At 34.1% G+C, this 13,281-nt stretch carries 10 protein-coding genes; 5 read left to right on the top strand and 5 right to left on the bottom strand.

The genetic code is table 11. The annotated features are described in order from the left end of the window. Positions 1-5: 5 nt before the first annotated feature. Positions 6-3,473, bottom strand: coding sequence for a molybdopterin-dependent oxidoreductase (locus tag ACZ5EP_RS01015; protein ID WP_464509078.1), 3,468 nt, complete (start codon positions 3,471-3,473; stop codon positions 6-8). A 9-nt stretch (positions 3,474-3,482) separates the two neighbouring features. Further along, a complete protein-coding gene (gene yedF, locus ACZ5EP_RS01010; RefSeq protein ID WP_464509077.1) occupies positions 3,483-4,079 on the bottom strand; it encodes a sulfurtransferase-like selenium metabolism protein YedF in 597 nt (198 codons plus the stop codon). Positions 4,080-4,358: 279 nt separating this feature from the next. On the opposite strand from yedF, the gene fdhD reads away from it, so the two are divergent. The 5 genes from fdhD to ACZ5EP_RS00985 are packed head-to-tail and all read left to right on the top strand — an operon-like array spanning position 4,359 to position 9,989. Then, on the top strand, positions 4,359-5,150 hold the full coding sequence (fdhD, locus tag ACZ5EP_RS01005) for a formate dehydrogenase accessory sulfurtransferase FdhD (protein WP_464509076.1): 792 nt from the start codon (positions 4,359-4,361) through the stop codon (positions 5,148-5,150). A 3-nt stretch (positions 5,151-5,153) separates the two neighbouring features. Next, complete coding sequence (locus tag ACZ5EP_RS01000; RefSeq protein ID WP_464509075.1) at positions 5,154-5,879, top strand: winged helix-turn-helix domain-containing protein; 726 nt, start codon at positions 5,154-5,156, stop codon at positions 5,877-5,879. Beyond that, positions 5,876-7,111 carry a molybdopterin molybdotransferase MoeA gene (locus ACZ5EP_RS00995; RefSeq protein ID WP_464509074.1) on the top strand — a complete coding sequence of 412 codons (1,236 nt, stop codon included), beginning with the start codon at positions 5,876-5,878 and terminating at the stop codon, positions 7,109-7,111. The genes ACZ5EP_RS01000 and ACZ5EP_RS00995 overlap by 4 nt, the downstream gene beginning before the upstream one ends. A gap of 48 nt (positions 7,112-7,159) precedes the next feature. Continuing rightward, positions 7,160-8,545 carry a transporter substrate-binding domain-containing diguanylate cyclase gene (locus ACZ5EP_RS00990; protein WP_464509073.1) on the top strand — a complete coding sequence of 462 codons (1,386 nt, stop codon included), beginning with the start codon at positions 7,160-7,162 and terminating at the stop codon, positions 8,543-8,545. 55 nt (positions 8,546-8,600) lie between these two features. After that, the gene (locus tag ACZ5EP_RS00985) at positions 8,601-9,989 is read left to right on the top strand and encodes a transporter substrate-binding domain-containing diguanylate cyclase (protein WP_464509072.1); all 1,389 of its coding nucleotides are present in this window, start codon (positions 8,601-8,603) and stop codon (positions 9,987-9,989) included. Here ACZ5EP_RS00985 and ACZ5EP_RS00980 read toward each other — a convergent pair. The 3 genes from ACZ5EP_RS00980 to ACZ5EP_RS00970 are packed head-to-tail and all read right to left on the bottom strand — an operon-like array spanning position 9,967 to position 13,215. Beyond that, positions 9,967-10,644, bottom strand: a complete 678-nt coding sequence (locus ACZ5EP_RS00980) for a response regulator (protein WP_464509071.1) — start codon at positions 10,642-10,644, stop codon at positions 9,967-9,969. The genes ACZ5EP_RS00985 and ACZ5EP_RS00980 overlap by 23 nt on opposite strands. Beyond that, complete coding sequence (locus tag ACZ5EP_RS00975; RefSeq protein ID WP_464509070.1) at positions 10,631-12,121, bottom strand: sensor histidine kinase; 1,491 nt, start codon at positions 12,119-12,121, stop codon at positions 10,631-10,633. The genes ACZ5EP_RS00980 and ACZ5EP_RS00975 overlap by 14 nt, the downstream gene beginning before the upstream one ends. Beyond that, a complete protein-coding gene (locus ACZ5EP_RS00970; RefSeq protein ID WP_464509069.1) occupies positions 12,118-13,215 on the bottom strand; it encodes an ABC transporter substrate-binding protein in 1,098 nt (365 codons plus the stop codon). The genes ACZ5EP_RS00975 and ACZ5EP_RS00970 overlap by 4 nt, the downstream gene beginning before the upstream one ends. Between the last annotated feature and the right edge of the window lie 66 nt (positions 13,216-13,281).

The raw sequence follows: 13,281 nt of genomic DNA, 5'->3' as shown, positions 1-13,281 counted from the left end.
CTCCTTTATATTTTTATTATTTTTACTTTTGTCGAACTGAAATCAGGAATACCGCCTAGTAAATCCAAAAGCGGCAGATCATACATATCTTTATCAAGGTATGTTATAAGATTAGGCGTAATCCCCACACCTCTTGTCGGATTTGACAATACTTTAGCACCTTTGCAAACTTCCGCACCTCCTTTTAATATATTTTTTGCGTTTTTAATTTCAATTTCACTCGCACCGTGCTGCCAGTGTCCGAAATGATGTGAATATGCAACATTTCCTTCAGTTACAAAATTTGTAATTTTTATTTTTGTTTTTAGCTTTTTGTTTTGCATATTGTCTATAATAACTTCATCTCCTTCTTTTAACCCTAACCGTCTGGCATCGTCAGGATTGACTTTAAGCTCAAAATCAGGTTCGTAAAACAGAGCTCTTTCATAACATATGGTTCTTGACTGCGTGTGAAGGGCGGATTTGTATGTCGTAATGTTAAAGCCGTCTTCAGGAAGTTTTTTCCCTCTGTATGTTACAAAATCAGGATATTTAAGCCCGCCGTAATATTTCTTGCCGGTTATGGTATTAGTTGATTTGGCAAGTCTTTCGTTATAAAGATAAATTTTTTCAAATCCGAACGTGTAGTTTCCGTTTTTATCAAACCAGCTGTTGTTTTTAAACACTCCGCCCCTTGCAACGACCGAACATAAAGCCGTCCACTCGTCTTTGGAAAACATATCTTTATACCTGTTTACAGGATAGTTTTTCTCAACGGCTGTAACGTCTTCTTTATTTCCTTTAACCCCGGAAGTTAAAGCAAGATTATAAATTCCCCTTAAATAATAATCTTCCGCTTTATACAGAGGATAATAATTCCCGTTTTTATCTTTAATCGCTTTTTCACCGTAACCCGGAAGATTCAGTTTTAAAGCCAGATCAATTAAAAACGTCTCAAGACAGATCGGTCTATTGTTTATTTTCGGAGTCTGCGCATCTATAAGAGGCGTTCTCACTCCAGTAAAATGCCCTCCGGGAGCATGAGGAGTTAAAAATCCGTACTGCCCTTCCATATAGGTAATATCCGGAATAATGTAATCGGCATAAATATTCGTCTCGTTCACGGTTGTATCTATTGATACGAAAAGAGGCACTTTGTTGTGGTCTTTAAGAGTCTGCTTAAATCTGTATCCTCCCGGCATTGAATATATAAAATCGCTGAAATACGCAAACACTATTTTTGCAGGATACGGGTATTTTAAATCAATTCCGCTTATGGCGGAAACGCTTAATCCCCCTTTTGTAAATTCAAACCAAGGAAGTTTGGACGGATATCCGTGTTTTTTAAATTCGGACGAATGTTCGTATTTTGCTTTTTCCCTGGAAATTTTAACGCCCTTCGGTTTAAGCATTCCGTCGAATTTTTTAAGGTCGTATTTACCTTCTCTCCATTTGCCGGCACCCTTGCCTTTACCTAAATAACCGCCTTTGCGGTTTACGTTTCCGACAAGAGCGTTTAATATCGCAATCGCAAAGCTTGAATACGCCCCGCCGACGTAATTTCCTCCGCCGTGATATGCAAACGCCACGCTTTTCGGAGCGTTTTGCCAAAATTCTCTGGCAAGCGTTTCTATTTCGCTTACATCGATACCGCACTCTTTTGAATAAAATTCAAGCGAGTGTCTGTTTACTTCCTTTTGAAGCAGTGAAAATACACTTTCACACTTAAACCCTTCTACTTCTCCTTTCCAGAAAAGTTCAGGATTATCAGCGTCCGAAGCAAATACAGGCTTTGCATTTTGTATAACAATCTCTTCATCAGAGCCTTTTTTCAAATGTGACGCTTTTAATATCTCACCCTCGTGTTCACCAGCCGTAATTACCAGATGAGCCGCGTTTGAATATGTTTTTCTTCCGGCTTTTTCAGCACTTTTTTGCGAAGCGAGTTTTAAAAATTTTTCATCATACCAGCCGTTTTTCAGCATTATCTTAATCATAGCCATTGCAAGAGCGCCGTCTTTTGTAGGTTTTACCGGCACCCATCTGTGAGCCACATGCACGGCTTTAGGAGCTTTAGGGTCTACTAAAACTATTTTAAGCTCGGCGTTTGCAATCCTTCTCGCAATCATTGCACCTGAAGTCGCAACCCCCGGCTGAAGTGCCGAATAGATGTTGGCACCGAAAATCAGCATATATTTTGAATTTTCAAAATCGGCTTTAAGTTCCACTTCCCTGCCGTCTGTGAAAATATAATTGCCCATCCTAAACCCTATACCGCATATATCCGTATGTCCGATATAGTTTTTAGAACCTACTGAATTTAAAAACCATCTTTTAATAAAATGGCTCCTTCCTCCCTGGGATCTCCCGGTAAACCACACAAACTGGTTTCTTTTAGGTCCTAGTTCCGGAGCGTTTTTATCAATAGGCTCGTCGCTTAAAATATCTTTTATTCCCGGATAATATCTATCGTCTCCTAAATGTTTGAAGTTTTTGCCTCCGTTGGCTATTTCGTTAATCAAATTTTCCCATTCGATTTCAACAAATTTGCCTTCCCCTCTTTTTCCTGCTCTTTTGAGAGGTTTTAAAATCCTGTAAGGGTTATTGATATAATCGTTTACCATCTGAGGTTTAGAACACGTTCCCGCTGCGTATTTCATTGAATCTTTCACAGGCGTGTCATACGTAATCTGATTAAAACTTCTGTTATAAGGATGGTAAGGGTTGCCGTCTACCTGAACTATTTTATTACCGTTAATCCCGACTCTAAGCCCGCATCTTGCGTTACAGTCAAGACAAACCGTATGTGCGACCTTTTCCGTTTTAGGTCTGTTTTGTTCGGGATAAACGTAAGGATTGGAATATTTGGCTCCTTCAACAAACGTATGATGATGCTGAAGCAGAATATATTTAAGTCTTGGATTGTTATTGAGAAGTTCTTTTAAAGCACCCTCGGGTTTTTTAAGATTTCCGTATATAATTGCGCCTGCCGGACATACGGCTGCACATCTCGGAATATCCCCTTTTGTTATTCTGCTAAAACACATATCGCATTTTTTTGCCTTGCCGTCAATAACAATAGCGTCATGCGGACATGAAGCGACACATGGAGGATTGTTTTGGGCGCATGAAGCCTCACATCTGTTTTCATCTATAAGCACTACCGAATCTTCGATTTTTATCGCATTATACTGACATGCGTCTTTACAAGGCTTATGAAGACACTCTTTACACATATTTTCAAGTTCAAAATTAAGCCTTGCATGAGGATAGCTTCCTTCTTCATTTTCACTCATTTTAAAAAGCAGCGTTTTTACAGGCAGGTCTTTTTCAAGCTGACAGGCCGCCATACATGCTTTACAGTCCATACATCTGCTTTTGTCGTAAATAAGAACAGGCAAAAAATCATCTTCAACATTAATAGCGGCGCCTTTTAAAGTACTTCCGAGAAAAATACTCAATCCGCCCAGTTTTAAAAACTCTCTTCTTTTCATAGCGCCTCTTTATAAACTTATGACTTCGGTATGTAAAAGCATATCCATGGTATCGTAGGCATTGCCGATTTCGCCGACTTTTAAATCTTCTGCGGGAATATTGTAATGATTCATACAAAGTCCGCACGAATAGATTTTTACACCTCTTTTTTCAAATTCTTTAAGTATTTCTATTACTTCTTTATTTTCTTCTTTTGTGGTTAAAAAAACGCCTTCGTTAACAAAAATAATATTCTTAGGCAGTTTTTTAAATTCTAGCGTTGTTTTTAAAAAGCCTTTCATTAAAACGCTTCCGAGCTCTCCGCTTCCGACTTTATCCGTTTTTATAAACAGTGATTTGTTTAAAAATTTTTCTTCGTCTTCGTCATCCGCAACTATCGCACATTCATAACCTTTAACAATGGTTATCAGCGTATCGCCGTTATCCAGTTCTTCAACTTTGGGTTCAAATCCGTTATTCATTGCGTATCTTTTCACATTTTGCACTGAAGATACGGAATTAACCAATACTTCCAGAATTCCCTCATCCATTTCTTCAAGCGCTTTTTTGGTTTCAAGCACAGGCTGAGGGCATGCCATATTACGGCAGTCAATCTTTTTATTCATAATACTCTCCTTTGGTTTTAAAAAGATTTAAATATAAAACACCCCGGTAATGAAATTTTATGCATGGTAAAATAACAACAGGTTAATTAAAAGTTAAGAATTTGCTTGAAGTACATCATGAAGCTATTAGAAGTTGCTGCTTCATGTGTGTCTCTGAACCTCAGAGCTTACAGCGTCAGAGAATTATAGCTCACTATTCTTAAAAATCTCTTAAACTTTTAAAAAATCAAAAATATATTATCCGTTTTTTGATATCATATAAAAAACAAAAGGCCTGCTATGGAACCGGTGTATAAATTTAAAATAAAAAAAGTCAAAAACGGAAAAAAATTCGATTTTGAAGACACTTTAATCAGGGAAATAAGAACCGACATACATATAAACGGACAAAAAACCGTATCAATGATGGCGACACCCGTAGATCTCGAAGCTTTGGCCGTGGGATACCTGATAAGCGAAGGAATAATAAGTTCATTTAACGATATTGAAAAAATAGAACTTAAAAACGACGGACTTATTATTGACGTTACGGCAAAAGCCGACACCAAAAAAATAGAAAAACTGAACGAAGAAGCCATAATAGTCAGCGGATGCGGCAAAAGCGTCACATCAAACATAGATATCGACCCTTCGAAAATAGAAGCCGAAAAAATCGATTCCGACATTACAATAAAAATTTCCGATATTTCAAAACAGATGGGCGAATTTTACAAATCATGTCCTTTGTATGAAAAAACAGGATGCGTCCATACGGCAAGACTCTATTTTGACGAACACACATATTTCGATGCCGAAGACATAGCACAGCATTCAACCGTAGACAAGGCTGTCGGAAAGGCGATAATTGCGGGACACTCTCCCAAAAACGGTATAATGATGGTAAGCGGAAGGCTTAGCAGCGAAATGGTAGTCAAAGCCGTTATGCATAAAATACCGATATTGATATCAAGAACGGCTACAACATGCCTCGGCGCAAAAATAGCAGATACGTTCGGCCTGACGCTTGTAGGTTTCGCAAGAGGCGAAAGAATGAACATATACACCCATGACTGGAGAATTGAAGAAGGATAAAAAATGGAAAATATTAAAGAACTTATTGAAAAATATAAAAACGAAGAAAACAGACTCACATGCGCAAAAGCATATGTAGTGGCAAAAAAAGCGGGAGTTGAACCTATTGTTGTAGGAAAAGCGGCGGATGAAATGGGTGTTAGAATTACGGACTGCGGACTCGGACAGTTCGGAAAACTGGATTTTACGGACAGTTACGAAAAAGAAATAATCGACGAGCTTCAGCATCTGGCCGATGAAAAAAACAGGGTCTTTTGCAAAGATGCCAGAAAACTTGCAGAAAAATACAATCTAAAAAAAGTCAGAAGCGCGATAAAAGACAACGGCTTTGAAGTAATATACTGTGAATTAGGCGTATTTAAAGAAAAAAAACGTCCAAGAGCTTTTATAAAAACAAAAATATGGATTGAAGACAATAAAGGAAATTTGCTGTTTGGAAAAGGCAAAACGGAGATTTTGGAACTTATAGAAAAAGAAGGATCCATTGCAAAAGCGGCTGAAAAAATGGGACTAAACTACAAAAAAGCGTGGAATCATATTAAAATTCTGCAAAAAAACCTTGAAGACGAGCTTGTTACGGTTGAAAAAGGAGTAAAAGGAGGCACATATCTCACTCCAAAAGCAAAAGAATATATAGAAGTTTACAAACAGCTGGAAAATGAAATTCAGGATTTTGCGAATAAAAGATTTAAAGAACTTTATTTAAAAAAATTAAAAGGAAAGAAATGATAACACTTGATAAGATTTCTTTTTCCCAGGCATTGGATTTATGTCTTGAAAACACATCTGAAACAATTATAAAAAAGCAGGTTTTTATATACGACGCATTAAAAGAGTTCATTGCCGAAGACGTAAAAGCCGAAAGAAACTCCCCCGCTTTTACCAATTCCGCAATGGACGGCTTTGCTTTTAAACATTCGGATAACAGAAAACTGAAAGTAGTTAAAACAATCTATGCGGGAGACAAATATGAAGATTTTGACATTAAAGAAAACGAATGTGTGAGGATTATGACGGGAGCAAGGGTGCCTGAAGGGTTAGATACGGTTATTCCGATTGAAAAATGTATAAGCGTTACAGACAATGAAATAGAAATACCGGAAATAAAAAAAGGCTCAAATGTAAGGCTTAAAGGGGAAGAATTCGCTAAAGGCGACGTTTTAATCCAAAAAGGGACGGAAATAACCCCGGAAATTATAGCTATGCTTGTAAATCAGGGAATAGTAAACGTAAATATTTACGTAAAACCCAAAATAGCCATTTTATCAACCGGAAACGAACTCAAAGACCCGTGGGAAAACGCGGATGAGGACGAAGTGTACAATATAAACTCGCATGCAATAAAAATGCTGTTAAAAAAACACGGATTCAAAGCCGATATCATAGGAATAATTCCCGACACCCTCGATAAAACCGTCGAATTTATAAAAACGCTGAAAACAAAATACGATGTAATAATCACGAGCGGAGGAATCAGTTTCGGAGATGCCGACTTTTTATACGAAGCTTATCTTAAAAACGGTCTCAAACCTCTGTTTCATGGAATAATGGTAAAACCCGGTCGTCCTACAATGGCCGGAATTATGGATAACGTATTTGTATTTGCGCTTCCGGGAAATCCTTTGAGCTCATATATAAACGCATTCGGTCTGGTTATTCCGACTTTAAGAAAATTAAGCGGCGCAGATGCCTATTATCATAACATCGTTTTAGCGGAAAACCTGAAAGATTTTAAAGTAAATCCGAAAAAAGACCATACTATTCTCGGTAAATATGAAAACGGAAAATGGGAAGCTTATAACGGCTACAAATATGGTTCGGGGATGCTGAGCCCGCTTATAAATTCTAATTCGCTAATGATTTTAAACAAAGGAAAAGAAATTATTAAAAAAGGCGAAACAGTAAGAATAGTTCCTTTTGAGTGCTCATTCGGTAAAAAATGTTTTACTTTTAACACATAATAGTGTATAATAAATTAAACAAACATTAATTTAAACTTAAGGTTATATATGAAAAAGTTGCTTTTATTGTTATGTGTAGCTCTTATATATGCCGCAGAGGTGGATTTAACAAAAGACGAAAGTGAGTTTATTAAAACTCATACCGTCAAATGCATTACTTCAGGGAGCTGGGCTCCTTTCAATACCGTAGAAAACGGTAAGCTTGTCGGTATTTCTGTCGACATATGGAATATAATAAAAAAGAAACTTCATATAAAATCAGAATGTTTAATAACTTCTTGGCCAAATGTAATAGATGCAATTAAACATCAAAGAGCCGATTTGACAATCGGTACAAGCAAACTCCCCTCAAGAGAAAAATTTGCTATTTTTACAAAACCGTATGCAGAGTTTCCCATTGCCATCGCGACAAAAAACAACGTAGGTTTTATAGGCTCTATGAATTTTTTAAAAAATAAAAAAATTGCGGTAGGGAAAAATTACACTGCAGATTTATTATTAAAAAAACATTATCCAAATTTTCAGATTATAGAAGTCGAAAACGTTAAACAGGCTCTTAAACTTGTAAGTGAAGGCAAAGCCTACGCAGCTATAGACATTATGCCTGTGCTTGTTTACAATATAAACAAATACTCATTTGCAAATCTGAAAATTGCAGGTAAAACGCCTTGGAAATTCGAATTACGATTTATGCTTTCAAAAAATAACAAACTTTTGGCATCCGCTATTAATAAAGCAATAGATACAATCACACCCCAGCAGAAAAAACAGATTTATAAAAAATGGGTTCATGTTACTTATCAGGAAGGCTATTCTTTAAAAGAAATACTTTCAGTTATATTTATAGCTTCAATAATTATCGGACTTTTATGCGTTTATATATTTTCTTTAAAAAAAGAGATCAAAAAAAGAAAACTGCTCGAAAAAGAGCTTCAGAAACTTTCCATAATAGATTCGCTGACCGGAATTTTCAACAGGTATAAAATAGATATGGCATTAAAACAGCAGATTTCTTATGCAAAAAGAAACAAAACCCCTCTTAGCATCATATTTTTTGATATTGACCATTTTAAAAAAATAAACGACACCCACGGGCATAAAATCGGAGATGAAATATTAATGGAGTTAACCGAACTTATAAAAAACAATGTAAGAGAATATGACATATTCGGAAGATGGGGAGGTGAAGAGTTTATTATTATTCTTCCTAATACGGATCTGATACAGGCGTTAAAAGTAGCAGAAAAACTTAAAAACAAAATTGAATCATATCCTTTCAAATACATCCATCATTTAACATGCAGTTTCGGTGTTACCGAACTTACGGAAGACGACACCAGCGACAGTATCGTCATTAGAGCCGACAATTATATGTACGAGGCTAAAAAACGGGGAAGAAACAGAATCGTTTCCGATTTAAACTATCATTTTTAACTTTTTAAAAATTTTTATATACTTTCATTAAAGTTAGAAAAAGGGCGGGGTTTTTATGCGGAGATTTTTAATATTTTTATTTGTTTCATCGGTTTTTTTATACGGTAAATTAAATCTTACAAAAGAAGAAAACAACTTCATTAAAACACACAGCATCAAATGTATTTTAACTCCCAACTGGGCTCCGTTTAATACTAAAATAAACGGTAAAATCGCCGGTATATCGGTTGATTATTGGAATCTGATAAAAAAAAGACTTCATTTAAAATCCGATTTTATAATCACAGACAAATGGGAAACGGTCTTAAATAAAATAAGACTTAAACAGGCCGATGTTGCCCTTTCCGCCAGTAAAACAAAAGACAGGGAAAAATATTCCATATTCACAAAACCATATGCGGTTTTTCCTATTGCAATCGCTACAAGAAACAATATCGGCTACATAGCTTCCATGCAGTTTTTAAAAAATAAAATCATTGTAGTGGGTAAAAACTATACAGCAGCCAGGCTTCTTAAAGAAAAATATCCGAAATTCAACATACTTGAAGTAGAAAATATTAAAACAGCCCTTAAAATGGTAAGCGAAGGAAAAGCCTACGCAGCCATAGACATTATGCCCGTACTTATATACAACATAAACAAATATGAATTTGCAAATTTGAAAATCTCCGGTAAAACACCTCTTAAATTCAAAATGCAGTTTATGGTAAGAAATGACTATAAACCTCTTGTATCAGCGATAAACAAAGCAATTGACACAATCACACCCCGGGAAAAAAACAAAATATATTCTAAATGGATATATGTTAATTATCAAAACGGTTTCAGTTTAAAGCAGGTGCTTATAGGCTCTTTGATAATAGGGATAATGGTTACCGTTTTATTTATTTACTGGATTATAAGACTGAAAAAAGAAATCAAAAAAAGACACCAGCTTGAAGAGGAACTCAGAAAAATATCTTTTTACGATTCTTTGACATCAATATACAACAGATATAAAATAGACATGTCTTTAAAAACCCAAATAGAACTTTCAAAAAGATACAAAACGCCTCTTAGCATTATTTTCTTTGATATTGACGATTTTAAAAAAATAAACGACACTTACGGACATAAAATAGGTGACGAAGTATTAATAGAACTTTCAAAAACAATAAAAGAAAACATCAGACAGACTGACATTTTCGGAAGATGGGGAGGTGAAGAGTTTATTATTATTCTTCCAAACACTAACGTTACCGTTGCGCAAAAAATTGCTCAGAAACTAAAAAGAGTCATTGAAAATCATAATTTCCCTTTTATAAAAAAACTTACCTGCAGTTTCGGAGTTACCGAAATGAAAGAAAACGACTCAATTAACACTCTGACCGTCCGGGCGGACACTCTGCTTTATGAAGCGAAAAAACAGGGTAAAAACAGAGTTATTTCAGATTTGAACTCATAAATATTTCATCTAATTTATTGATATTTATCCTGTATTTTCTTTTTGGAAGTTTTTGAAGCACCTCTTTATCCTGTAACTCTTTAAAAAGTTTAATGAGCGTTGGTTTGCTTATATTTATTTCATCCATTATGTCGTTATAAGAAAGTGAAAAAGAATATTCATCGTCCATGTTTTTAACTATCATTTTAATAACTTCAAGCTGTTTGCTTTCGCATATAACTGAAGCGATTTTAAATAAAAGCGTACTGTTTACAAGCTCTTTTTCCTGATATACAGGTAAAAGCACTTCGTAAAGACTGTCTAAAAGCTCTTTTATTTTTATAGGTTTAACCAGATAATTTACGGCTTTAAGTTTTATTGCATCAAGCAGATAATCAGTTTCCGTATAAGCCGTTGTCAATATAAACGGTATGTCTATTCCGTTTTGTTTTAAAAAAGATATAAATTCAAGGCCGTTTTTATCGCCTATTAAAATATCGCTTATTATTACGTCTACATGTTTTTCTTTTAATATTTTATACGCATCGGTCGTATTTTCGGCGACAAAAAGATTTTTTACGAAATCCTCCAGAATTTCACTCAGATTTTTTAGAAGACTGCTGTCGTCTTCAATATACAGTATATTAAACTCTTTTAAAATATCATAATTTTTCATGAGTATCCTTTATAGGAATAGTGATTTCAAACATGGCGCAATTATACATAAATTCCGTTCCCATTTTATGTTTTATATTTATAGCTTTGATTTTACCGTGCATGTGTTCTTCGATAATCTGTTTTGCCATATAAAGCCCTATTCCGCTTCCTTTGTCCTTTAATTTCGTAGTAAAATACGGTTCGAATATTTTTTCCAGATGTTCCTCTTTTATTCCTCCCCCGTTGTCGATTACACTGATTATTATTGAATTTTTTTCTTTTTTGATTATTACAAGAATCTTTTTGGGCTCAACACTGCTTTCTTTTAACGAATCTATTGCATTGTTTAATATATTCAGACACACATGTGAGAGTTCATTTTTATACCCTACAATTTTAATGTCGTCTTTTATATACACTTCCAGCACTATTTTATATTTTTCAAGCATATGAGAAACCAGTTTTTTCGAATGAAATATACATTCTTTTATACTAAGAGTCTTTTTTGTCTTATCGGGTCTGAAGAAGTTTTTAAAATCATCTATGGTTTTAGACATATTATCAGCGAGTTCAAGCGCTTCTTCCGTTTTCCTGTCTATATATTCAGGAGTCAGTTTATTCATTTCATTTTTAAGTTTTATAGACTGAAGAATCAAAGATATGCTACCGAGCGGCTGTCTCCACTGATGTGCAATATTTTGAAGCATCTCACCCATTGCGGCGAGTTTACTCTGCTGAAACATTATTTTGTCTTTTTTTCTGTTTTCTTCAACGGCCTTTTTAATTCTTCTTTCAAGGTTTCTGTTTATTTTTTCAAGCTCTTTTGTTTTTTCTTTTACGGTTTTTTCAAGATCCGTATGTATTTTTTTGAAATTCTCTATTATAAGTATCATAAGCGTTATACTGAAAACAAAAACGATTACAATACTTATTATCGAAGCTTTTATTACAAAAGCAAATCGTTTGTCTGTTTTGTTTTTACGCTCAATCGCTTTTTTAATATTTGCGTTAATAATATCCGACAGATAAATATTTATAGTGTTGATATTGTTTTTAAGATTGCCGTAATCTACTGAAGAGGTACTTAAAAACCTGTCTATCTGCCCGTTTATTCTTTTTTTAAGATTCAATACATTCTGCATGACAAGAGCTTCAAATCCGGAAACTTTCATTTTTTGGGAAAGATATGATTTCCATTCTTTATTAATAAGTTCTTTGGCAAGAGAAATCACCTCTTTGGCCTGTTTTAAATTTATTTCTCTGTTTTTATACTGGTTTATCGTTTCGTAAACGTTGATTTTGTATAAGTCTTTTATATTCTCGAGTTTAACTACCGGAACCGTTCTTTTTTGAAAAAGCGTATCGATATCGTTTTTAAAAGTAAAAATAGAATACTGAGACAAAATTATAATAGTTATCATCGCAAACAAAATAACAAATATTAAAAGCTTTGTTTTTGCAAAAAACCCGAGTCTGTCTAAAAACTTAAAATTCATTTTATTTCTTTAAACTGTCTGTTTTTATATATGTATAAATATGTTTTGTTAAGAAGCTGATTGTTTTTATAATTTATTTTAATTCCTTGTAAAAAATTTTTCGGCGTGTTTTTAATTATATTAATTAAATGAAAAGGCGTATACGGAAATGAAAGTTTTTCAAAAGCCCTTAATAATATTTTATTGGCCAGATACGCCTCAAACGCAAAAAAAGTCGGCTGTTTTTCAGGATATAATTTCTTAAGCTCTTTTTTAAACAGTACCGCTTCTTTAATGTTTTTATCATTGTAATAAGGCACAACTTCCGAAAAGATAATATTTTTTTTATTTTTCAAAAGTTTAACCAATATATCGGGATTGACAAAGGAAATTGTACAAAAAACCGTTTTAGGATCAATTTTTCTGTATTTTTCAATAAACATGGCGCTGACTTTAGAAGTACTGCCCATTATTATCGCCTGAGGCCTGTTGTGAGATATTTCATTAAGAGCGGAAGTTATAAAAAACGTATTTCTTTTGTATGTCCCGACACCGTTAAGTTTTAAATTTCTGTTTTTCAATATTTTATACGTCTGATAGTAAATCTCGTTTCCGTATTCGTCATTCTGATAAAAAACACCGATTTTCTTAATATTGTGTTTTAAAAGATATTTTACGATTTTTTTTATTTCATCTTTATATGACGCCCTGAAGTTTATTACATATCTGTTTTTTCTTAAAAATTCGGCTCCAGTAAACGGAGCATACAGATAAATTGAATTATCATTCAAAAAAGGTAAAATTTCTTTTACCGTAGGTGTTCCGACAATACCGTACATTAAAAACACATTTTGTTTATAAAGTTTTTTTATATTTTCTTTTGTAAGCCTGGGCTCATATTTATCATCTAAAAACTCATATTTTATTTTCTTTTTAAAACCGTCTGAATAAAAATTAAAGCTAATATTAGTTCCCAGTCTTACGGCATTTCCCATTTCATTCATAATACCTTTCAAAGGCAGGGAAGAACCTATTAAATAAACTTTTCTGGAGTTATTGAAATAATAAAAACCGATAAGAATAATTAATATAGACAAAGCTGCTATTTTTTTCAACTTTTCATCCTTTTAATTAATTTAATCAAAAAAAAGTGCTTCTAATGTGCCTTTGATTTTGTTTGA

It is taken from the genome of Nautilia abyssi, from assembly GCF_055388085.1.
The sequence above is the reverse complement of the archived record's forward strand: the minus strand, read 5'-3'. Positions and strand labels throughout refer to the sequence as shown.

What these genes read in the sequence shown, in the direction of transcription:
- ACZ5EP_RS01015 (WP_464509078.1), bottom strand. Translation starts at nt 3,473, where the DNA reads ATGAAAAGAAGAGAGTTTTTAAAACTGGGCGGATTGAGTATTTTTCTC.
- yedF (WP_464509077.1), bottom strand. Translation starts at nt 4,079, where the DNA reads ATGAATAAAAAGATTGACTGCCGTAATATGGCATGCCCTCAGCCTGTG.
- fdhD (WP_464509076.1), top strand. Translation starts at nt 4,359, where the DNA reads ATGGAACCGGTGTATAAATTTAAAATAAAAAAAGTCAAAAACGGAAAA.
- ACZ5EP_RS01000 (WP_464509075.1), top strand. Translation starts at nt 5,154, where the DNA reads ATGGAAAATATTAAAGAACTTATTGAAAAATATAAAAACGAAGAAAAC.
- ACZ5EP_RS00995 (WP_464509074.1), top strand. Translation starts at nt 5,876, where the DNA reads ATGATAACACTTGATAAGATTTCTTTTTCCCAGGCATTGGATTTATGT.
- ACZ5EP_RS00990 (WP_464509073.1), top strand. Translation starts at nt 7,160, where the DNA reads ATGAAAAAGTTGCTTTTATTGTTATGTGTAGCTCTTATATATGCCGCA.
- ACZ5EP_RS00985 (WP_464509072.1), top strand. Translation starts at nt 8,601, where the DNA reads ATGCGGAGATTTTTAATATTTTTATTTGTTTCATCGGTTTTTTTATAC.
- ACZ5EP_RS00980 (WP_464509071.1), bottom strand. Translation starts at nt 10,644, where the DNA reads ATGAAAAATTATGATATTTTAAAAGAGTTTAATATACTGTATATTGAA.
- ACZ5EP_RS00975 (WP_464509070.1), bottom strand. Translation starts at nt 12,121, where the DNA reads ATGAATTTTAAGTTTTTAGACAGACTCGGGTTTTTTGCAAAAACAAAG.